Source organism: Lentzea sp. NPDC054927 (genome assembly GCF_053610285.1).
This window is the reverse complement of the sequence record NZ_JBSGXZ010000004.1, coordinates 24,236-44,830: the sequence shown is the minus strand read 5'-3', so window position 1 is coordinate 44,830 and position 20,595 is coordinate 24,236. Positions and strand designations below refer to the sequence as shown.

The following is a 20,595-nucleotide window of genomic DNA, read 5'->3' as shown; positions in this document are numbered from 1 at the left end:
CGCAATTACTCCTATCGGCGGCGGCTGCGATGGCGTTATGGACGCCGTCTACCCTCCTTGTTCATGCGCATCGGGGCCCATGTACGCGACGACGACCCGGTCGGCGCCGCGGCCGAACGCGGCGCGGAGGTCGTCCAGTTCTTCCTGTCCGATCCACAGGGCTGGAAGAAGCCGAAGCCGCACCCGCAGACGGAGGCGCTGCTCGCCTCCGACCTCGAGGTGTTCGTCCACGCCCCGTACCTGATCAACATCGCGTCGCTGAACAACAAGATCCGGATTCCGTCCAGGAAGAACGTGATCCAGCACGCGGAGGCCGCCGCCACGGTGGGCGCGAAGGGCCTGATCGTGCACGGCGGGCACGTCACGAAGGGCGAAGACCCCGCCGAGGGCTTTGCGAACTGGCGCAAGTTCTTCGAACGGCAGGTCGCCGAGGGCGGCTTCGCGGTCCCGGTCCTGATCGAGAACACCGCGGGTGGCGACAACGCCATGGCGCGCTCGTTCGACAACCTCAAGCGCCTCTGGGACGCGGTCGGCGAGTTCGGTTCCGGCTTCTGCCTCGACACCTGCCACGCGTTCGCCGCCGGTGAGGACCTCGTCGGCATCGTCGACCGGGTGAAGGCCATCACCGGCCGGATCGACCTCGTGCACCTCAACAGCTCGCGCGACGAGTTCAACTCCGCGCGCGATCGGCACGACAACATCAAGACTGGCACCATCGACGCCGACCAGCTGGTGGCCGTGGTCGCCAGCGCCGGATGCCCCGTCGTGGTGGAGACACCGGACGAGGGCCAGGCCGACGACATCGCCTTCCTGCGCGACCACGCCGGCCGGTGAACACCGTGCACGAGGTGGTGAGCGTGACGCCCGAGCGAGGCGACGGCGGGCGTTTCGTCAACCGCTTCGGAAGCGCTGCCCTCGTCGTGCTCGTGCTGCTGTGCGGGCTCACGTTGCTGCTGGGCTTCATCAACAAGGACCGCTGCACCGGTCCCTCGTTCGACCAGTGGGGCCGCACGCAGCCCGACTACGACGAGCGCAACAAAGAAGACGTCTGCTACTCCGACATCCAGCACCTCTGGATCGGACGCGACATCGACCGGCACGTCTTCCCGTACGTCGACGGCGGCATCAACGACAAGGGCGTCCTCGTCGGCGGTTCCGTCGAGTACCCGGTGCTCTCCGGCCTGATCATCTGGGCGGGCGCGATCTTCGCGCACAACGACGCCGAGTACCTGCTCTACTCCTCGCTGCTGATGGCGCCGTTCGGCCTGCTCACGGGCTGGATGCTGGGCAAGCTCGCCCGGTGGCGCGCGTTGCTGTGGGCGATCGGCCCACCGCTGATCCTGTACGCGTTCCACAACTGGGACCTGCCGGTCGTGCTGTGCTCGGTGGCCGCGGTCTTCGTCGTGCACCGCTGGAACAGACCACTCGTCGAACGGGCGACGGTCGCGTCCGTGCTGCTCGGGCTCGGGTTCGCGTTCAAGGTGTACCCGGCGGCCTTCGTGCTGCCGCTGATGCTCTTCGTCGCCACCGGTGGCTGGCGCGGCCAGGAGATGCCGGGGGGCAAGAAGGCCGACATCGCCGGCGCGGTGAAGGTCGGGCTCGCCTCGATCATCACGGTCGTGCTGGTCAACCTGCCGTTCGCGATCGCGGGCAGCAAGGGCTGGCTCGCGTCGTTCGAGTTCCAGCAGCTGCGCAGGGTCGACATCACCACGAACTCGATCTGGTACTGGGGCCTGCGGCCGTTCATCGGTGACGACGAGATGCAGTCGCTGGTCGGGGTCATCTCGCCGATCACGATCCTGCTCTCGTTCGCGATCGCCGCCGGCTACGGCTGGTGGCGCTACACGCGCGAGGGCAGCTACCCGTGGATCGCGGTGTCCGGGGCGATGCTGTGCGGCTTCATGCTGCTGCACAAGGTCCACTCGCCGCAGTACACGCTGTGGCTGGTGCCGTTCCTGGTGCTCCTGCGCGTGCGGCTGATGTGGGCGTTCGCCTACTTCGTGGTCGACCTGGCGATGGGGATCGGCATCTTCCGCTGGTTCTGGGCGATCGAGTTCGGTCAGCCCGCCGGGATCTACGACAGCTTCTCCGCACAGGCCGTGATGATCGGCGTGTGGGGTCGTGCGGCGTTGCTCGTCGCGCTGTTCGTGGCGTTCCTGAAGGCCAGGGACGTGACCGAGGACGACCACGAAGATCTGAAATTCATCCGCGGGGCTGTAGCAGCGAAGGGCTGATCCACCGCACACTCCACCTGTGAGGGTGATCATCGCGCTGGCGTTGCTGCTGGTCTGCGGTGCCTCCGGCGTGCCAGAGCGGTCGGAGGCGATCCGCTGGCTGCCCGTGTGGCAGGCCGTGCCGACCCTGTCGGCCGGGGTGCCGGACCACGTCGTGCGCACGACGGTCGACCTCACCGCGGGCGGCACGTCGGTCCGGGTGCGCCTGTCGAACCTGATGGGCATCAAGCCGGTCCGCGTCGAGCAGGTCACCGTCAAGGCGAACGGCGAGTCGCGCGAGCTGACGTTCAACAGGTCCCGCTCCGTGACGATCCGGGCCCGCGACGAGGTCTACAGCGATGCCGTGCAGCTACCGGTGACCAAGACGCTGGAAATCAGCACGCACACCCCGAACGGCACACCGTGTCAGGCACGCGCGTGGCACACCATCACGTCGGCGCGCGCGTACACCTGTCTCGTCTCAGCGGTCGAGGTCGCGGGCTTCACCGCACCGGGCGCCGTGGTGATGCTCGGCGACTCGATCACCGAGGGGTACGCGGAGGGCAGCTGGCCGGCGCTGGTCGAGACCGACCACGCGGTGCTGAACGCGGGCATCGGCGGCAACGGCGTGGTGTTCGGCGACGCGCCGATGATCACCCGCCTCTACCGGGACGTCCTCTACAGCGGCGAAGTGCGCAAGGTCGTGATGCTCGGCGGCATCAACGACATCCAGAACGGGGTCAGCGCGGAGAACGTCATCGCCGGCATCCGCACGGTCCAGCTGCGGTGCCAGAACGAAGGCGTGCAGTTCACCGTCGGCACCATCACGCCGTGGCGCGGCTGGGTGAACTGGACGGACCTCAGGGAACAGCAGCGCCAGAAGGTGAACGCGTGGATCCGCGCCACCTTCCCCGGCCACCTCGACTTCGACGCGGCCGTGCAGGACCCCGCCGATCCGCTCAGACTGCGTCCGGAGTTCGACTCCGGTGATCACCTGCATCCGAACGCGTCCGCATTCGGTGCGATGGCTCGCCTCGTGCGGGTGTGATGATCCGCCGGTCCGGTGCGTCGGCCAGGACGCCGGCCAACGGGTCGTCGCCGGCCATCCGCACCAGGTCGCGCTCCGGGTGGTAGATCTCCTTGAGGATCACCACGCACAACATGACGACGGCCGCGTCCCGCAGCAACACGGCGCCGAGGAACCAGTCGATCGGCAGGCCCTTGTTGTCCGTGCCGAGGTAGAAGTACATCCGCGGCACCCACACGAGCGCGTCGACCGCCATCCACGCCAGCAGCAACTTCCAGCGTGGCAACGCGAGCACCGCCAGCGGCACCAGCCACAGCGAGTACTGCGGGCTCCACACCTTGTTCGTCAGCAGGAACGCCGCCACGACCAGGAACCCGAGCTGCGCGAGCCGCGGCCTGGTCGGCGCGCTCAGCGTCACGTAGGCGATGCCGGCGCAACAGACCAGGAACAGCACCATGCTGACCGTGTTGAGCACCGTCGGCGGCTGCCCCTGCGTCAGCCCGGGATCGAAGCCCTGCCACCCGGTCCACTGCACGAGCACGTTGTAGATCGTGTCCGGGTCCGCGTTGCGTTCGGTGTTGAGGCGGAAGAACTCCCGCCACCCCGTGTGCGAGGCGGGGTTCAACGCGAGCGGCGCGTTGACCAGCGCCCACGCCCCGATGGTCGCCGCGGTGGTGGTGAGACCCGCCTTGATCCTGTTGGACCGCCAGCACAACAACAGCAACGGCCCGAGCAGGAACAACGGGTAGAGCTTCGCCGCGCCACCGAGTCCCAGCAACACACCGGCGAGCACAGGTTTCTTCCGCGCCCAGGCCAGCAGGCCGGCCGTCGCGAACGCCGTCGCGATCGTGTCGAAGTTCGTGAACGCGTGGACGATGACCAACGGCGACACAGCGACGATCGCCGCGTCCCACGTCCTGCGGCGCGCGATCCTGGCGACCGAGAACACCGTCACCAGCCATGCCACCGCCAGCCAGAACGCCGTGACGTTGAAGAACACGATCACCGTCATCGGCAGCCCTGGCACGAGCGCCACGAGCCCCTGCGCCACCCGCGCGTTGAGCCACATGAACACCCCGGTGACCACCGGGTACTCCATGTACCGGATGTGCTCGGTCGGCTTGCCCTCGTCGTCCTTCCACGAGGTGATGTACGGGAAGGACCCGCGCTGGTCGAGCCGCTCCGCCGTGTACAGCGGCACGGTGTCCGAGTAGCAGAGCGCGGTGAACTGCTTGCTCCCCCGCCAGTCCAGCTGCACGACACCCTTGTCGTCCGTGTACTGCTGGATGCACGGCGACTTCTGCACCCACCCGGCGAGCAACGTCAGCACGGCGAGCAACAGGATCACCCGCAGCGCCGTCCAGAAGTAGTTCCGTCCGATCAGTGCGTGCTCGCCCAGCGGACCGCCGAACGGTCTGCTCAGGGCGCGGGCGAGCGACTCGGTCCACGTGGGCGTGACGCGCTCTTCGTGAGTGAGCGAGTCCGTGTCCTCGGCGAGGTCCGAGGCGGGGGCCTCGGCGGGAAGCTCGGCAGGGCTGCTGGGCACGTCGCGGATGTTACGGCCAAGACCGTTTCGCCGTGGTCAACATCCCTCGACCGAGCTCCTCGCCGTCGAGAGTCAGTTGCAGGGCGGGACGTTCGGGTTCGGGTCGTGACCGGTGTTCAGGTCGAAGCCGCGCATCCAGCCGTCGCGCCAGCCCGGCTTGAGTCCGTAGTAGGTGCCGTTCCAGGCGTGGCACACGAGCATCACCGTCTCGCCCTTCTGGACGTAGTAGTAGATGGTCGGACTACCGACGTAGAGCTCGTAGACGCCGGTCGTGTTCACGACCGTCGTGCACCAATGGCCATCGCACGGCCAGACGTCCGCGGCCGCAGGACCAGCGGTGGCCGTGAGAGCTGCTGCGCTGACTGCAGCTGCTGCGGCAATTCTTGTGAGCACGCGTTTGAACGACATCTGTCCCCCATTTTTCCGGTTGACCCGGACCAGGTCGTCAGAGCGACTACTTGTCGCTGACCAGCGAGTCGCAGGAAGCGAGTTCCTTGGCTGTGACGACGCTCGACGACGTGAGTGGTTTGGTGATCGTGAAGAGTTCGAGCTGCCTTTCCGGATCTGCCGATCTGTGGAATGCGAGTCGGTCATCCTCCGTAGTTCATCTCGCGGAGCTTGTTCTCGAACAGCCTTCCGTAGCTGTAGGAGCCCGCGGTGTTCGGATGAAACGCCTCGCGGCTGAGGCAGGCGCCTTCGAACACGAGGCAGGCGCCGAACTTGTCGCCGGGGTGGGAATCGCCGTCGCCGCGCGGGGTGCGCACCAGGTCGTGGATCAGCGGTTCCTGGTCACAGGCGTTGTGCCCGCGGAAATGACTGACCGCGTCCGCGAAGCTGACCTGTGCTCCGAGTCTGCTGACCATTTCCTTCGACTTGTCGTTCAGGTACTGCGCCAGCGAGTTCAGGACCGCGGACTCCCTGGTGCCGATGCCCGGCATGCAGGAGTTCGTCTGGCTGAAGAGTTCGGGATATCCCATCAGCACGACTTTGGCGTTGAACGCCTTGTCCTTCACCCGCCTGACCACGCGCTCCACCTTGACCAGCGATCTGTCGATGGCTGCCTTGTACCGAGGGATGTAGGTGGGCTGATCCGCACAACCGATGAACGGGGGAAGGCATTCGATGACCGCGTCCGTGAACCCGGCGTCGTTGCCCCCGATCGACAATGTGACCAGGGTGGTGTTCGTGTCGAGCACACCGCTGTCCACCTGTCTCATCTCGTGATACTGCCCGTTGCCCAGCTCGTAGTTCTCCGGTTGGGACCACGACCAGGGGACTTCGGTTCTGGAATCACCTCCGTCGACGTTCCACGTCTGCGCTCCCGAACACGCGACGAATCCCAGCTCGACGTCCTTGGAGAAACTGTCGGAGGCGTTTCCGACGTAACCGTTGATCCCGGGCAGGGTGAACTTCCGCGGCCAGGCGTCATCGCTGCGCCTGCACGCGTTCCACTCCGGCTTGCCGTGGTTGTTGTCGGTCTCCCGGAAATAGCGGCCCGCGCCCTCACCGGACGTGTAGGAGTCTCCGAGCGCCGCGATGATGTGCTTGGGTTTCTGCGCCAGCGGCTGGAACGCGATCGCATCCCAGGCGATGTCGTCGAGGCCGAGCCCGTCCTGCGTCACCGAGCTCAGGCGAACGATCGGGGCCCCCGCGAACTTGTGGACACCCAGCGAGACCCACTTGTTCCGCTCGGTCCTCTGGTTGATGTACCTCTCCTTCACCGCGCTGCCGTCACGCAGGTCGATCTCGTATTTCGCCTGCTGGGTGTGCGCGCCGTGGTCCGGTATGTGCACCATCACGCGAGCCCAGCCGAGCGCCTGGTTCAGCGTCCACGTGCCGGTGACCTTGGCGAACCCGCCTGTCTGGTCGTTCTGGCGGGTGTGCGCGAACCAGAAGTGGTTGTCGAAGCCCGCGCCGATCTGGTGGAAGTCGATCTTCGCGCTCGGTGAGGTGAAGTCGAGTCGGAACGTGCCCTGGTTCGCCCAGCCGTTGCCGCTCCTCGAGCAGTTCCGGCCGGGATTGGCCCACTTCGCGGGTAGTGCGGCGGGCGTGGTGTTCAGGTCGTCGACGATCAGCGCGCCGTCGGGGAGACCGGTCTTCGCGCACTGCGGCGGGTAGTTGGTGCCCCAGCCGGGGGAGGCGTCCGTGTCGTCGTAGGCGAAGTTCCAGTTGCCGCAGGACACCTCGCAGTCCGACTTCCACGTCGACGGCGAGTGCCACCAGCACTTCAGATCCCGCTTGCCGGTCGCGGGATTCTTGTGATCACACGGGCCGGGTGGTTCTGGGTCGTCGCCGGGCTTCGGCAGCACGGACGGGTCGTCGGGCGTCCACTTCTCACCGGGGTAGCAGTTGTTCTCCGGCTTGCAGAACTGGTCGATCGGCGGCTTCACCTTGACCCGGTAGTCCACCGTGTTCCACCACGCCGGTGCGAAACCGGGACCGGACAGCGTGCCGATCGAGTGCGCGGCCCATCCCATGATCTTCTCCGGGTACGGCCAGTTCTGCGGGTTCTTCGCGTCGGACTGGTAGTACTCGAGGAACGGCAGCCGGTTCTCCGGATACCGCGGGTTGATGGGGTTGTTCGTCCATCCCACGCCCCACGGCTGACCGTCGTGGTTGTTCATGTTGAAGCCGGAGTTGTAGGCCCACACCGCGAAGAACCAGTTCTCGATCTTGCGCGGGTTGCCGTTGTTGACGATCAGGCCGGCGGCCTTCGTCTGGTTCCACTTCGCCTGCAGCAACTGGAGGCCGGCCGCGATGTTGGTCTTGTGATCGAGTGCGATCGCGGTCTGCTGGTCCGGCGGCAGCGTCGGCTTGCCGTCCGACCTGCCCTGCATCCGCATGCCGTCGGTCATCTGCGTGATGCCGTAGCCGCAGTCGGCGTCCTTCCAGGAGATCTCCCAGTCGTCGCTGCCGTCCTTGTTGTAGATCTTCAGACCGAAGTAGTTGCCGATCAACGGGTTGGCAGACACTCCCGGCAGGGCGAACCTGGCCGCCTGCCACAGGTTCGACTCCTGCGCCATGATCCCGAGCAGGATCTGCGGCGGTACCCGATGCCCAGGCTGCGCGTCGATCAGTCCGACGGGCGGGAACATCCGCTGTGCGCCGTCGGTCTCCTCCAGCTTGCCGAGCACGGCCCGGTCCGCTGCCCACTCGGCCTGCTGCGGTGTGGGTTGCGTCGGCATCTGACCGGCGTGACCACGAGGCATCGAACAGGTGCGCTCCGCGTCCACCGGATCGGTGAGATCAGTCGCGGACGCCTGGACTCCGGTTCCGTTGGAGAGCGAGGGGTGCGTCGTCCGGCCAGAAGCCGACTGCTTGCTGATCACGGCGGCCGGGTCGATGGTGAACCCGACGCTCTTGCCGGTGCTGATGACCTTCATCTGCACCTTGGCCCGCTGCACCGCGGTGGGGTCCGACTTCAACTCCGGCGTTTCGCCGCGTTCGGACTTCTCGATCGCGGCGAAGCCCTCGGTGGACAGGGTGGAGTCCCGTGCCACGTCGACCTTCTTGACAGAGCCCGGAAGTGCGGCCACCGAGTCGGCCTTGCCGGTGAGGAAGACCTTGCCCGCCTTGCCGGAGGTCACGCCGAGGTCCTTGAGCGCACCGGTGGCGAGCGTGGTCACCTTCGCGGTGGGGTCGGCAGGAAGTGCCCGCCGTGCCCTGACCTGCTCTCCGAGCCGTTCGAGGTAGACCACGCCGCCGTCGGCGTCGGCCCGGACGCTGAACGGGGTTCCGGTCGTCACGGCGACCTGCGTGCGCGCGCCTTTGTCATCGATCTTCACGAGCGACCTGCCGGCCGCGGCCACGATGCCCGCGGTGGTGGGCACGGCGGAGGTGACCTGCCCCGTCACCTCGACCTGCTGCCCGAGCTCGGCGGCCCCCGCGTCGACCTTCGTCAGCTTGGTCCTGCCGAGATCCTCCCCTTCCTGCGTCACCACGGCGGTCTCACCCGTGCCGCAGCCGGGGTTGAAGTAGGCGAGGCTGGACCGGATCGGCAGCTTGGTCACCGCGCCGGTGCGCAGGTCGACGAGCGCGGTGAACGCGCCTCGCCCGGCGAAGTTCTCCTTGTTGGTGAAGATGCGCGGGGCGTAGACCACGACCGCGCGGTGACCGGACTCGGTCACGCAGGCGTTGCCGATCCACTGGTCCGAGTCGAAGCCCGCCTCGGACAACGTCGCCGCGGTGCGCCAGGTGTAGCCGCTGGCCGCATCGGCGACCAGCACGTGGAAGCCGTCTCCGTCCCCGCTGGTGGTCCAGGCCAGGTCCTTCGACTGCTGCCACCCGGCGCCGAGTACCTCGCCCCGCTTGGCCGGGTCGATCGTCTGCGACGGCGCCTGGTCCTGCTTGACGTCCTTCGCGGACGGCTGTTCAGGTGCGGCCGTGGCCGGCTGTGCGGTGGTGATCAGCAATGTCGCGATCGCTGCGGTGACCGCGACTTTCGACTTTCCGCGCAGGGCACGGCCCCGCGCTCTTGCTCTTGGCAGGCGCATTCACTTCCCCCAGGACGTGGTTACGGCTTCCGAACGGTGCGGTTCTTCCTGCGGTGAAGGAGGGCCGCCAACGCTCCGGCGAGGCCGAGCACGCCGACGACCAACCACCACACGAAGCCGATTCCCGCGTGGTGCGCGGGTGCTGTCGTCACGGCTCGTGCCGGATCGACGATTCCGTGCCCGTACTGCGGATCCCGGCCCGGCGGGCCGGCGTCAGCGGCCGTGGAGGTGAGGAGTTCGACCACCTCGGGCGCGGACAGATCGGGATGGGCGGCCCTGACCAGCGCCGCGCTGCCCGACACGATCGCGGCGGCGAAGCTCGTCCCCGAACGACCTCCCGGCGTCACCTTCACGCCCGGTGCGGCCAGCGCCACCTCCGGACCTTCGACGCTGACGTCGGGCCGAAACTTGCCCTCTCCGTCCACTGCGGACACTGCCAGCACGCCGAAACCGTTGGCGGGAGCCGTGACCGCCTTGTCGGTTCCGGCGTTGCCGGCGGCGGCCACCACGACCACGTCGTGCTCGGCCGCGTAGCGAAGGCTTTCGTCGAACGTGCCGGTCGCGGAGCTGCCGAGCGACAGGTTCAGCACGCGAGCACCGTGGTCGACCGCCCATCTGATCGCGGCGTTCGCCTCGACGCTGTTGCCGCTGAGCTTGACCGGCAGGATCTTCGCTTGCGGGGCAACACCTACCACCAGCTCGGCCACGTCGGTGCCGTGGCCGAGCTGGTCGCGCGTGCCGGTGCCGAGTTCAGGGAACTCGGCACCGGGCAGCACGGCACCGGCGAGCGCGGGGCGGCCGTCGTCGACGCCGGTGTCGACGACTCCGACGACCACCCCGTTGCCCTTGGACACCTGCCAGGCGTGCTCCAGATCGAGCTGCCCGGAAAGGTCCGCGAGCATCACCAGTGCGAGTAGGAGCTTCATCGCTGGATCAGTAGTCCCACATCAGGAAACCGCTCTGCGGGTTGGTGTTCACGTCGACCTTCTCCTGCCTCAGGATGGTCATGTCCCCGCTGCTGTTGTCCTGTGGACGGAGCCCCATTCCCGGCTTGGAGAACAGGTAGCCGTTGTCCACAAAGGAGTCGAGCAGCTTCTCGTTCCACCAGTACATGTAGGTCGTGTCGTCGCATGGGCGTGCTTCGAGCAAGGCGCCCGGGTCGTAGGTGTTGCCGCGGATCGCCATGCACAATCCGGTGCTGCGGTGGATGATCCGGTACTTCCACCACGTGCGCGGAGAGGTGCCCACCGGTGCATCCTCGGTCAGCCCTCCCGTCTTGGCGACCAGCCAGTGATCGGTGATCGAGCCCGCGCAGGTCGTCTGCACCACCTGGCCCGGCCCGCCGGTCTGGTCGCTCACGGTCAGGCACTTCCCGGTCTGGTTGTTGACGATCGGGGTGGACCTGGACGTCTCCGGACCCGGCTGCGTCGGCAGGGTGAACGCGAGCGCGTCGAACACCATGATCTCGTTGTTGGAAGGCCCGCCGTTGGGCGTGATCGAGCTCAGGCTCACCTTGGGCGTGTTGTTGAACACGAACGTGCCGAGCGGGGCCCAGGTGTTGCCGCTCCACGCCGACTGGTCGACCGTGACGGTCTGCACTCCGCCGTTCGCGGTCTCGATCTTGTACTGGGCCTGTTTGGCCTTGCCGCTGCCGTGCTTGGGGATGAACGCCCAGACGGCGACCTTGCCCTTCAGCAACTTGTTCAGCTGCCACTCTGCGGTGATGGCGGCCTTCTGGTCGACCGGGCTGTTGCTCTTGACCGTGGTCTGCCACATGTGGCCGCCCAGTCCGCTGCCGATCTGGTGCAGATCGACCATGGCGGCGGGTCTGCCGTCAGTGCGGAAGGACAGGGCACCTGACGATGCCGGCCGCGCGCAGTTCGGGTCCCGCTGACTCGGTGCGGGGTGCTCGACGATGTGACTGGTGGAGGGGTTGATCAGGTTCGACAGGTTGCAGGTGGACGGGTAGCTGATCCCGTCCACCGGTTCGGCCGCGAAGTCGGGGTAGTCGTAGCGGATGAACTCGAAACCGCAGGTGCGGTTGCAGTTGTCTTCCTTCCACGACACCGACGTGTGCCACCAGCACCGCAGGTCGTAGTAACCGGAGCCGTCCTGGTGCGCACAGGGGCCGGTGGGCTCGCCGATCGTGCTTTCGTCCTCAGGGGTGTTGGGGTTGTCGGGCTTGTTCGGCGTGTACTGCCCGTCCTTCACGCAGTTGTTGCTGGCGTTGCAGAACGTCCACCTGTCGGGCTTCACGTTGCGGCGGTTGTTCGCGGCGGTGCCGGGGATCCCCGCAGGACCGTCGAGGCCGTTCCACGACGCGGGGCGGAAGAACGGGACCTCGGTGTTCTCGTCCTCGAAGCCCGACGGCGGGTTCGCCGCGAAGCCCATCACCTTCTCCGGGTACGGCCAGTTCTGCGGAGTGGCGAAGTCCCGCGGGTCCTCGCCGAACGAACCGCGGTTGGGGTTGTACTTCGGGTTGGCGGGGTTGTTGGCCCAGCCGAGTCCCCACGCGTTCGGGTCCCTCTCACCGGCTGCGTAGAAGCCGGAGTTGTAGGCCCACACCGCGAGGAACCAGTTCTCGATGTTCGAGAAGTCGTTGTCGTGGACCCGCATGCCCGCGTTCTGGACCTGGTTCCACTTCTCCTGGACCTTCTGCAACCCCGCCGCGATGTTGACCGCGTAGTCGGTGGCCGCCGCCTTCTTCGAGTACGGCAGGGGGTCCGGGTCCGTCCTGCGCATGCCGTCCGTGATCTGCGTGATGCCGTAACCGCAGTCCGCCTTGGCGAAGTCGACGTCCCAGTCGTTGCCGGTGTTCCCGTCGTAGATCGGCAGTCCGTAGTAGTTGCCGATCAACGGGTTGCCGTACTCACCGGGCAGCGCGTGCCGGGACGCCTGCCACATGTTCGACTCCTGGCCCATGATGCCGAGCAGGATCTGCGCGGGCACCTTGCCGTTGCCGTTGGTGTTCACCAACGTCAGTGGCGAGAACACGCCCTGCGGCGTGTACGAGGGCATGCCCAGCCCGTGCCAGTTCGCCGGACGCTGGATGTACAGGTGGTTCTTGACCGCCATGTTCGCGGCCCACTCCGCCTGCTTGGGCTTCGGCTGGTACGTCTGGATCGAGGTGTCGTTGCGCGGAATCGCGCAGGTGTAGCCGGGTTCGACCTCGCGCGGCTTGAGCGCGGCGGTGGCGTCGACGGTGAAGCCGACCTCCTTGCCCGTCTTGAGGCTCTTCGCCTTCAGGTGCCACGCCTGGGGCTCGCCCTGCACCGCCGAACCGGTCGGCCGCTGCTGGGTGATCGCCGTCTCGCCGTTGGTCGACACCTCGGCGAGGACTCCGACGTCGAGCTTGCGGACGAACTGCGGCAGCGCCTCGACCTTGCCCGCCTTGCCGGTGATGAACACCTTGCCCGCGGTCCCTGGCGCGACGCCGAGTTCGCCGGCCTTGCCGGTCGCGAGCGTGGTGACCTTCGCGCCGACACCGGCCGTGGCGCGCTGGATGCTCACCTTGGTGGTGTCCTCCGGCGCGACGAACACCACGCCGTTCTCGGCATCGGGACGCAGGAACGACGGCGTGCCCTTGGTCTGGGCGAGCCGCTTCTTCTGGCCGTCCCTGCCGACCTTGAGCACTCCGCCGATGCTCGCGACCGCGAACCCGTCGCCGAACGGAACGGCGGAGGTCAGCTGACCGTCGAGGTCGGTGGGGCTGCTGAGCTGGGCGGTCTTCGTGTCGACGGTGAGCAGCCGCGTCTTGCCGCGGTCCTCCTCGCCGCCCTGGGTGAGCGCGACCGTCTCACCGGTGCCGCAGCCGGGATTGAAGTACGCCAGCGTCGTCTTCACCGGCAGGTGCTTCACCTCGCCGGAGACCAGGTCGACGACAGCGGTGAGGCCGCCGCGCGCGAACAGCTGGTCCTTGTTCGTGAACGTGCGCGGTGCGTAGACCACCACGGCCTTGTTGCCGTCACCGGTGACGCAGGCGTTGCCGATCCACTTGTCGGTCTCGACCGACTTGGTGCCCAGCGTGGCGACGGTCCGCCACGAATAACCGGTCCTGGCCTCCGCCACCAGCAGGTGGAACCCGTTGCCGTCACCGGAGGTGGTCCAGAGCCGGTCACCGGACTGCTGCCAGCCCTGGCCGAGCAGCTCCTGGCGCTTCTCCACCGGTACGACGGGAGGTTCGACGGGTGGCTTGGCCTTCATGACTCCCGGTGCGTCGGGATTTCCCGACGGAACGACCGGAACAGGTTTCGCGTCGGCTTGACCTAACGACGCGAGCATCAGTGCCGCGGTGCTCAACGCGACAAGAGCTCTTTTTCTCAATGTTCGATTTGCGGACAAGTCACATCCCCCAGATGTTTTGCGTATACCGAACAGACCTGTGGTCGCACGAACACGTGCGTCGACAGGCTGGCTACAGGGTGTTTGGCGCCGCGTTTACCTGATCAGCGCTTGGAGGTGACCCAGAATCCCTCGATGATGTCGTTCCAGTCCGAGCCGACCCACTTGACGTCGCCGTCGGTGCGCATCGAAGGGCCGGAAGGCCAGTACGCGACGTCATAGGAGAAAGTCGTCCAGCAGGCGCCGTGCACCGTCCAGGACGAGATCCGGTTGCGCCAGCTCGGGAAGTTGTTGTCGTCCATGTTGATCCGGTAGCCGGACAGGTCGCAGGAGCCCGCGCGGCCGTACCACGTGATGATGCCGGAGCTGGCATCCCAGTTGGCGTTGTCGTACCAGCTCATCAGGGGTGAGTCTGCCGCGGCGCCCGCCGTTGCGGCCTGGAGCTTGGCCGTGCCCGGCTTGGTGTCGCACGTCTTCTCGGCGGGCCGCCCGCCGGGCTTGTCGACCATCACGACGCAGAAGTTCTCGGCGGGCGCCGCGGTGGCCGGCAGCGCGGATCCGACCATCAGCGCACTTCCGAGCAAAGCGAGAAGAGCTGAACGCACGTGTCCCCCCAGATTGTGAATGTCCCGGCTGAATCTGCGCGTCCGCCATTTTGGGCAGGACGAACCGGCCCGCGGCTTGGCGCGGGCATGGCGATGAAAGTAGACGCAGACACGTTGCCGAAAATCCGCAACGAAACCCGACATGTGCTCGGCTTGATGCTCTCCGAGACGCCCCCAGTGGGCCCTAAGGCCCCGTGCGCTGAGTGCCTCCCCAGGGACTCAGACAGAATGGATTCAACCGGTTACCCGCGGCGACGTCAAGGCTGCCTTTTGTAGCAACGCGGAAGCTCGTAAAACACGAAACGGGGCTGACGCGTGTGCGTCAGCCCCGTTTCATGATCTTTTCAGTTTGTCCGGCCGGTCCCGTTTGTCACGTGTCGCCTGGACTGCGGCCACTACCCGGGTCGCCGGGGTTCGGCCTGCCCGACGTGCTCGGGTTCGTCGGAGGCGTCGGGCACAGCAGACCCTGGCACGGCTCGCCCGAAGGCTTCGTCGGCTTGGTGGGCTCCGTCGAAGGGGTGTTCGAAGGCGTGTTGGACGGGGTGTTCGACGGGGTGTTCGACGGCGTGTTGGACGGCTTCGGCGGGTTGAAGTTGCCGAGCGGCTTGGGCTTGGGGAACTTCTCGGCCTGGGTGCCCTGGAGCGCCCCGTCCATGAACTTCTTCCACATCTGCCCGGGGAGGCCGGAGCCGAAGATCGGCTTGCCCTCCTTGTTCTTGATGGCGACGTTGCCGGCGTCCTTGCCGACCCAGACCGAGGCGGAGAGCTGCGGCGTGTAGCCGACCATCCACGCCTTCGAGTTCTGGTCGGTGCTGCCGTCGAGTTCGTGCGTACCGGTCTTGCCTGCGCACTCGCGGTTGTTCGCACACGGGATCTTCGAGTAGCCCGGGATGTCCTTGAGCGTCTCGGTGACGTTGTCCGCGATGTCGCGGCTCTTCTCCTCCACCGGGTCGAAGGCGGGCACCGCCTTGTCCGCGTGCTGGTAGAGGATGTCTCCGCTGGGCCCCTGGACCTTGGTGATGAAGAACGGCTCGCGGTAAATGCCGCGCGCGGCGAACGTCGCGAACGCCGACGCCATGTCGAACGGCCGCACCTGCGCGTTGTCCGCGCCGATGGCGATACCGGCGTTGGGCTGACCGCCGCCTTCACCGACCAGCAAGTCCTGCATCTTGCCGTTGACCGGGACGCTCTTCGGGATGCCGGCCTCGTGAGCGGCCTTCGCCACGGCCACGGTGCCGGTGCCGTTGTTGCTCGCCACCATGTCGTAGAACACGGTGTTGAGCGACTCCTTCATCGCCTGTTTGATGGGGCACTGCTTGCCGCAGGTGGTGGGACCGGCGTTGCGGATCGGCACCCCGGCGATCGTGCGTGGCGTGGCGTCGTAGGTGTCGCCGATTCCCTTGCCCGACTTGAGGGCGGCGACCAGGTCGAACGGCTTGAACGACGAGCCGGCTTCCTGGATCGTGCCCTTGGCGTAGTCGATGCCCTTCAGGCCGTCAGCGCCGGGGTAGTAGGCGCGAACCGCGCCGGACTGCGGGTCGATCCCGGTGAGCGACGTGCGCAGTTCCGGGTCCTGGCCCGCCATGACGGAGTTCACCGCGTCGTACGCCGCCTGCTGCATCTTCGGGTCGATGGTCGTGTGGATGGTGACGCCGACCTTCTGCGCCTTCTCCATCGTGATGCCGACCATCTCGCTGTCGATCTCGTTCTGGACCTGCTGGCTCACCCGAGCGAGCGGTCCGTCGAGGCCGGCGGGCTGGGTCTCCTCGAACGCGAGCGGCTTCGGGAACTTCCGCGCGTCGTAGTCCTCCTGGCTGATCCACTTCTTCTGGACCATCTGGCCCATCACGAATTCCCAGCGCTTCTGGGCGTACTCCTGGTCCTCGGACCAGGAAGGCGTCTGGATCATGCCCGCGATCAGCGCCGCCTCGGACGGCGACAGCTCCTTCATGTCCTTCTTGTAGTAGACCTGCGACGCGGCCTTGAAGCCGTTCGCACCACGACCGAAGTACACGGTGTTGAGGTACGCCGTGAGGATCGTGTTGTGGTCCGACTCGTTGCTCATCTTGAAGGCCTTGACGAGCTCGGTGAACTTACGAGTCAGCGTCGGGTCCTCGTTGCGGGTCGCCTTCTTGATGTACTGCTGGGTCAGACCGGAACCACCACTGCTGCCGCCGGTCGCCTGGATCCAGACGGCGCGGACGATGGCCTTGGCGTCGAAGCCGGGGTTGTCGTAGAAGTCGGCGTCCTCCGCGGCCATGACCGCGTTCTTGACGTTGTCCGGAATCTCCTCGTACGTGAGCATCGTGCGGTTCTGACCAGGCGAGGTGATCTTGCCCATCTCGGAGCCGTCCGAGTAGAGCAGGGTGATCGTCTTGTCCTGCTGGTCCGCGATCTCGTTCGGCTTGGGCCAGTCGACCAGCGGGTACGCGACGGCGACGGCGATCACCGGGCCGAGGATCATCATGCCGATCGCGACGAAGGCACCGATCCGGACGCGCTTCCAGATCTTCTTCTTGCGCAGGCGGCGCTCCTCCTCTTCGGTGAGCTCCGGCTCGTCGTCGTAGTACTCGTCGTCGTCATCGTCCGCGATGCCGGCCATGAGGAACTCGTCGTCCGGCTCGCGGTGCGTGATCAGCTCGGGTTCGCGCTGCGTCGGCCGGTTGACCGGCGGCAGCTGCGTGGTCCGGTCCTCACCGGGCTTGCGCGGGGGCATGCCAGGTCGGCCGGGGCCGCCCGCGGGGCCACCGGGACCGCCCGGCCCGCCAGGACGACGGCCGCCGGGAGGCGGGGTCATCGGCATGCCGCCGGGAGGCGTCGGGGGACGGCCACCAGGACCGCCGGGGCCGCCAGGGCCACCGGGACCGCCCTGAGGGCCGCCGGGACCCTGCGGTGGTCGCCCTGGGCCGCCCTGAGGCATGCCAGGCCCACCGGGCGCACCCTGCGGACCGCCTGGTCCGTTCGGGCGGCGTGGGGGCTGCTGCTGTGGGAAACCACCGGGTGGCGTGCCACCCTGAGGAGGGCGCGCGAAACCACCGGGTGGGGTGCCCGGTCGTGGCTGATTCGGGACATCACGCCTCGTGCCACCGCCGTCCGGGTCGTCCCCGGTCGGCCACTGTGGCTCGCCTCCGCGCTGTCGGTCATCACCATGTTGGTCGTTCACGTGAAAAGGCCTCCCAGACCGGCGTGCATCAGCACACGGTTCGGTGGTCGTACTTCATTCGGAGCAGTGTCACCTGTGGGTCATTCCGCCGCAGTCCTCCTGCGTGGCTTTTCCAGCCCACGCTTCCCCAGGACGTATGACTGCACCAGGTGGTTCCAACTGCACGTGCGACAAACTTCAACTAGGTACACGGAGAACTCGTCGAAGAGGTTCGCCATCTTCACCAGTTCTTCAGGTGTCCGCGCCGAGCCGGCCGCGTGCTTGAGCTCGTCACCGTAGACCCACGACACGTGCGTGAGCGGTTCCTTGCGGCACACCGGGCAGGGCACTTCGGTCGCCGTTCCGTGGAACTTCGCAGCTCGCAGCAGGTACGGGTTCGCGTCGCAGACCTCCATGGTGCCCGTCCGGCCCGCGTAGACCTCCGCCAGCAGCGCACGCCGCTGCAGCGAGTAGTCCACCACCTGCCGTTGGGTCAACACGTCACCAGAGTACGTGCCGCCCGCTTTCCGATGATGGGCCGTTCAGGGCAGCGGAGGCCGGCGCGGTATCACCGTGTGCCACATCCCACAGTTGAGAGGACCCATCGATGTATCGCGGCGATATAATCACCTCACCTATCGGTGCAGGTGCGGGGAGGTGACTCGTGTTCGAGTTCGCGCTGCTCGGCCTGCTGCACGAGGCGCCCATGCACGGCTACGAGCTGCGCAAGCGCTTGCATGACCTGCTCGGAGCGTTTCGCGCGTTCTCGTACGGATCGCTGTACCCAACTTTGCGGCGACTCCAACGTGCGGGCCTGATCGTGGAGGAGGGGCCGGAGGAATCGGCTCTTTCTTGGGGACGTCGGGCTCGCAAGGTCTACAAGCTGACCCCGGACGGCAAGGAGCGGTTCGCCGATCTCCTGGCCAACGCGGGGCCGCAGACCTGGGACGACGACTCGTTCGGGGTCCACCTGGCGTTCTTCTCGCGCACGCCGGCCGACGTCAGGATGCGAATCCTGGAAGGCCGCCGGCGGTGTGTCGAAGAACGCAGGGAGGGACTCCGCGAGCGGCTTACGCGCACGGGCGAGCAGATCGACCGCTACACCCGTGAGCTGCACAGCCAGGGCCTGGAAAGCACGGAGCGCGAGGTGCGGTGGCTCAACGAGCTCATCGCGCACGAAAAGTCCGAGCAGGACGAGTAGTACTCATCGTTGATCAAGGAGGACTCGGCAATGGGCGGAAACCGCCGCACCGTTCGAGTGGCCATCGTCGGGGTTGGCAACTGCGCGGCGTCGCTGGTGCAGGGCGTTCACTACTACGCGGACGCCGACCCGAGTGCCCGCGTGCCCGGCCTGATGCACGTGCAGTTCGGTGATTACCACGTGCGCGACGTCGAGTTCGTGGCCGCGTTCGACGTGGACGCCAAGAAGGTCGGTGTCGACCTCGCCGAGGCGATCTTGGCCAGCGAGAACAACACGATCAAGATCGCGGACGTGCCGCCGCTGGGCGTCGTCGTGCAGCGCGGGCACACCTACGACGGTCTCGGGAAGTTCTACCGCGAGACGATCGAGGAGTCCGACTTCGAGCCGGTCGACGTCGTCGCGGCGTTGCGCGAGGCCGAGGTCGACGTGCTCGTGTCCTACCTGCCGGTGGGCTCCGAGGACGCGGACCGCTTCTACGCCCAGTGCGCCATCGACGCCGGTGTGGCGTTCGTCAACGCCCTGCCGGTCTTCATCGCGTCGGACCCGGAGTGGGCGGAGAAGTTCCGCGCGGCCGGTGTGCCGATCGTCGGTGACGACATCAAGTCCCAGGTCGGCGCCACCATCACGCACCGCGTGCTGGCGAAGCTCTTCGAGGACCGCGGCGTCCAGCTCGACCGCACCATGCAGCTGAACGTCGGCGGCAACATGGACTTCCTGAACATGAAGGAGCTGGAGCGACTGGAGTCCAAGAAGGTCTCCAAGACCCAGGCCGTCACGTCCCAGGTGGACCGCGAGATGGGCAAGCGCAACGTCCACATCGGCCCGTCGGACTACGTGGCGTGGCTCGACGACCGCAAGTGGGCCTACGTGCGCCTCGAGGGTCGTGCGTTCGGTGACGTGCCGCTGAACCTCGAGTACAAGCTCGAGGTGTGGGACTCCCCGAACTCCGCGGGCATCATCATCGACGCGGTCCGCGCGGCGAAGATCGCCCTGGACCGGGGCATCGGCGGCCCGATCCTCTCGGCGTCGTCGTACTTCATGAAGTCCCCGCCCGTGCAGTACTCGGACTCCGAGGCCCACGAGGCCGTCGAGAAGTTCATCCGCGGCGAGGTCTGACGCGCTGAAGGGCCGCCCTCTCGGTGAGGGCGGCCCTTTTCGTTCAGCGCTTCGAGAGCCGCAGCTTCTGCCAGCTGCCGTCCGCGGTCCATCCGCCGTCGACGGGCAGCGCGACACCGTTGATGTACCGCGCGTTGTCGCTCGCCAGGAACCGCACGGCCTGCGCGATGTCGTCCGGCGCAGCGAACCTGTTCATCGGCACGTGGTCCGTGATGTCCTCGTCGACGTAGTAACCGCCGGCCTGCGACTCGACGTCCATCTCGGTCTTGACCCAGCCGGGGCACACGGCGTTGACCCTGATCCCTCGCCCGCCCCACTCGACGGCGAGCGTGCGGGTCAACCCGATCAGCCCGTGCTTCGTCGTGTTGTAGGCGGCCCGGTCCGCCACGCCCTGCAGCCCGGCGACCGACGCGATGTTGACGACACTGCCGCTGCCCTGCGCGAGCATGATCTTGCCCAGCGCCTGGGTGAGCAGGAACGGCCCGGTCAGGTTGACCGACATGATCCGCTCCCACTGCTGGAGCGTCGTGTCCTCGAACGGCACGATGCCGGCGATCCCCGCGTTGTTGACCAGCACGTCGACCCGGCCGTGAGTGCTGGCCACGTGATCGGTCAGCCGCTGGACGTCCTCGGCGCTGGCGACGTTGCCGACGATCCCGTCCTTGCTCTCCTGCAGGTCGAACCCGACGACGGCGAACCCGTCCTCGCGCAGCACGTCCGCGATCCGCAGCCCCATGCCCTGCGCCGTGCCGGTGACCACAGCAACTCGTTGCGTCATGAGCGCGACGCTAGAGAGCGGCGCTGGTCAGCAACAGGGACCGCAGGGTGTTCGTGGTCTCAGCCCCAGAATCAGTCGGGCCGGGCCCCCTCCCCGGCCAGCAACAACCCGCTGAACTGACCGGCGCGTCCCA

General features: G+C 67.0%; 14 protein-coding genes. 5 read left to right on the top strand and 9 right to left on the bottom strand.

The genetic code is table 11. From position 1 onward, the window contains the following. Window positions 1–63 precede the first annotated feature (63 nt). The 3 genes from ACWGE0_RS08335 to ACWGE0_RS08325 are packed head-to-tail and all read left to right on the top strand — an operon-like array spanning window position 64 to window position 3,261. Window positions 64–834 carry a deoxyribonuclease IV gene (locus tag ACWGE0_RS08335; RefSeq protein ID WP_452260260.1) on the top strand — a complete coding sequence of 257 codons (771 nt, stop codon included), beginning with the start codon at window positions 64–66 and terminating at the stop codon, window positions 832–834. Window positions 835–857: 23 nt separating this feature from the next. Then, complete coding sequence (locus ACWGE0_RS08330) at window positions 858–2,234, top strand: glycosyltransferase family 87 protein (RefSeq protein WP_452260259.1); 1,377 nt, start codon at window positions 858–860, stop codon at window positions 2,232–2,234. 19 nt (window positions 2,235–2,253) lie between these two features. Next, entirely contained in the window at window positions 2,254–3,261 is a 1,008-nt protein-coding gene (locus ACWGE0_RS08325) for a GDSL-type esterase/lipase family protein (protein ID WP_452260258.1), read from the top strand. Here the strand turns inward: ACWGE0_RS08325 and ACWGE0_RS08320 are convergent. The 8 genes from ACWGE0_RS08320 to ACWGE0_RS08285 all read right to left on the bottom strand — a co-directional run bounded on the left by ACWGE0_RS08320 (window position 3,173) and on the right by ACWGE0_RS08285 (window position 17,867). Beyond that, window positions 3,173–4,786, bottom strand: a complete 1,614-nt coding sequence (locus ACWGE0_RS08320; protein WP_452260257.1) for a glycosyltransferase family 87 protein — start codon at window positions 4,784–4,786, stop codon at window positions 3,173–3,175. The two genes, ACWGE0_RS08325 and ACWGE0_RS08320, sit on opposite strands and share 89 nt — an antisense overlap. 72 nt (window positions 4,787–4,858) lie before the next feature. Then, window positions 4,859–5,065, bottom strand: coding sequence for a hypothetical protein (locus tag ACWGE0_RS08315; protein WP_452260256.1), 207 nt, complete (start codon window positions 5,063–5,065; stop codon window positions 4,859–4,861). A gap of 311 nt (window positions 5,066–5,376) precedes the next feature. Beyond that, on the bottom strand, window positions 5,377–9,279 hold the full coding sequence (locus tag ACWGE0_RS08310) for a GDSL-type esterase/lipase family protein (protein WP_452260255.1): 3,903 nt from the start codon (window positions 9,277–9,279) through the stop codon (window positions 5,377–5,379). 20 nt (window positions 9,280–9,299) lie between these two features. Then, a complete protein-coding gene (locus ACWGE0_RS08305) occupies window positions 9,300–10,205 on the bottom strand; it encodes a S8 family serine peptidase (RefSeq protein WP_452260254.1) in 906 nt (301 codons plus the stop codon). Window positions 10,206–10,212: 7 nt separating this feature from the next. Continuing rightward, entirely contained in the window at window positions 10,213–13,482 is a 3,270-nt protein-coding gene (locus ACWGE0_RS08300) for a hypothetical protein (protein WP_452260253.1), read from the bottom strand. 242 nt (window positions 13,483–13,724) lie between these two features. Beyond that, window positions 13,725–14,186: a hypothetical protein gene (locus ACWGE0_RS08295; RefSeq protein WP_452260252.1), complete on the bottom strand. Its 462-nt coding sequence runs from the start codon at window positions 14,184–14,186 to the stop codon at window positions 13,725–13,727. A 409-nt stretch (window positions 14,187–14,595) separates the two neighbouring features. Then, a complete protein-coding gene (locus tag ACWGE0_RS08290; RefSeq protein WP_452260251.1) occupies window positions 14,596–17,145 on the bottom strand; it encodes a transglycosylase domain-containing protein in 2,550 nt (849 codons plus the stop codon). Window positions 17,146–17,468: 323 nt separating this feature from the next. Next, window positions 17,469–17,867 carry a DUF5318 domain-containing protein gene (locus ACWGE0_RS08285; RefSeq protein ID WP_189157467.1) on the bottom strand — a complete coding sequence of 133 codons (399 nt, stop codon included), beginning with the start codon at window positions 17,865–17,867 and terminating at the stop codon, window positions 17,469–17,471. Window positions 17,868–18,031: 164 nt separating this feature from the next. Between ACWGE0_RS08285 and ACWGE0_RS08280 the strand changes: the two genes are divergently transcribed. Both ACWGE0_RS08280 and ACWGE0_RS08275 read left to right on the top strand, forming a co-directional pair. After that, a complete protein-coding gene (locus ACWGE0_RS08280; protein ID WP_452260250.1) occupies window positions 18,032–18,568 on the top strand; it encodes a PadR family transcriptional regulator in 537 nt (178 codons plus the stop codon). Between the two features lie 30 nt (window positions 18,569–18,598). Further along, window positions 18,599–19,684 carry an inositol-3-phosphate synthase gene (locus ACWGE0_RS08275; protein ID WP_319964810.1) on the top strand — a complete coding sequence of 362 codons (1,086 nt, stop codon included), beginning with the start codon at window positions 18,599–18,601 and terminating at the stop codon, window positions 19,682–19,684. Window positions 19,685–19,727: 43 nt separating this feature from the next. On the opposite strand, the gene ACWGE0_RS08270 is transcribed toward ACWGE0_RS08275, so the two are convergent. Continuing rightward, the gene (locus ACWGE0_RS08270) at window positions 19,728–20,462 is read right to left on the bottom strand and encodes an SDR family NAD(P)-dependent oxidoreductase (protein ID WP_452260249.1); all 735 of its coding nucleotides are present in this window, start codon (window positions 20,460–20,462) and stop codon (window positions 19,728–19,730) included. Between the last annotated feature and the right edge of the window lie 133 nt (window positions 20,463–20,595).

Excerpts from the sequence above, each read along its gene's own strand:
- ACWGE0_RS08335 (WP_452260260.1), top strand. The coding sequence starts at position 64 with ATGCGCATCGGGGCCCATGTACGCGACGACGACCCGGTCGGCGCCGCG.
- ACWGE0_RS08310 (WP_452260255.1), bottom strand. The coding sequence starts at position 9,279 with ATGCGCCTGCCAAGAGCAAGAGCGCGGGGCCGTGCCCTGCGCGGAAAG.
- ACWGE0_RS08305 (WP_452260254.1), bottom strand. The coding sequence starts at position 10,205 with ATGAAGCTCCTACTCGCACTGGTGATGCTCGCGGACCTTTCCGGGCAG.
- ACWGE0_RS08300 (WP_452260253.1), bottom strand. The coding sequence starts at position 13,482 with ATGAAGGCCAAGCCACCCGTCGAACCTCCCGTCGTACCGGTGGAGAAG.
- ACWGE0_RS08295 (WP_452260252.1), bottom strand. The coding sequence starts at position 14,186 with ATGGTCGGATCCGCGCTGCCGGCCACCGCGGCGCCCGCCGAGAACTTC.
- ACWGE0_RS08290 (WP_452260251.1), bottom strand. The coding sequence starts at position 17,145 with ATGCCTCAGGGCGGCCCAGGGCGACCACCGCAGGGTCCCGGCGGCCCT.
- ACWGE0_RS08275 (WP_319964810.1), top strand. The coding sequence starts at position 18,599 with ATGGGCGGAAACCGCCGCACCGTTCGAGTGGCCATCGTCGGGGTTGGC.
- ACWGE0_RS08270 (WP_452260249.1), bottom strand. The coding sequence starts at position 20,462 with ATGACGCAACGAGTTGCTGTGGTCACCGGCACGGCGCAGGGCATGGGG.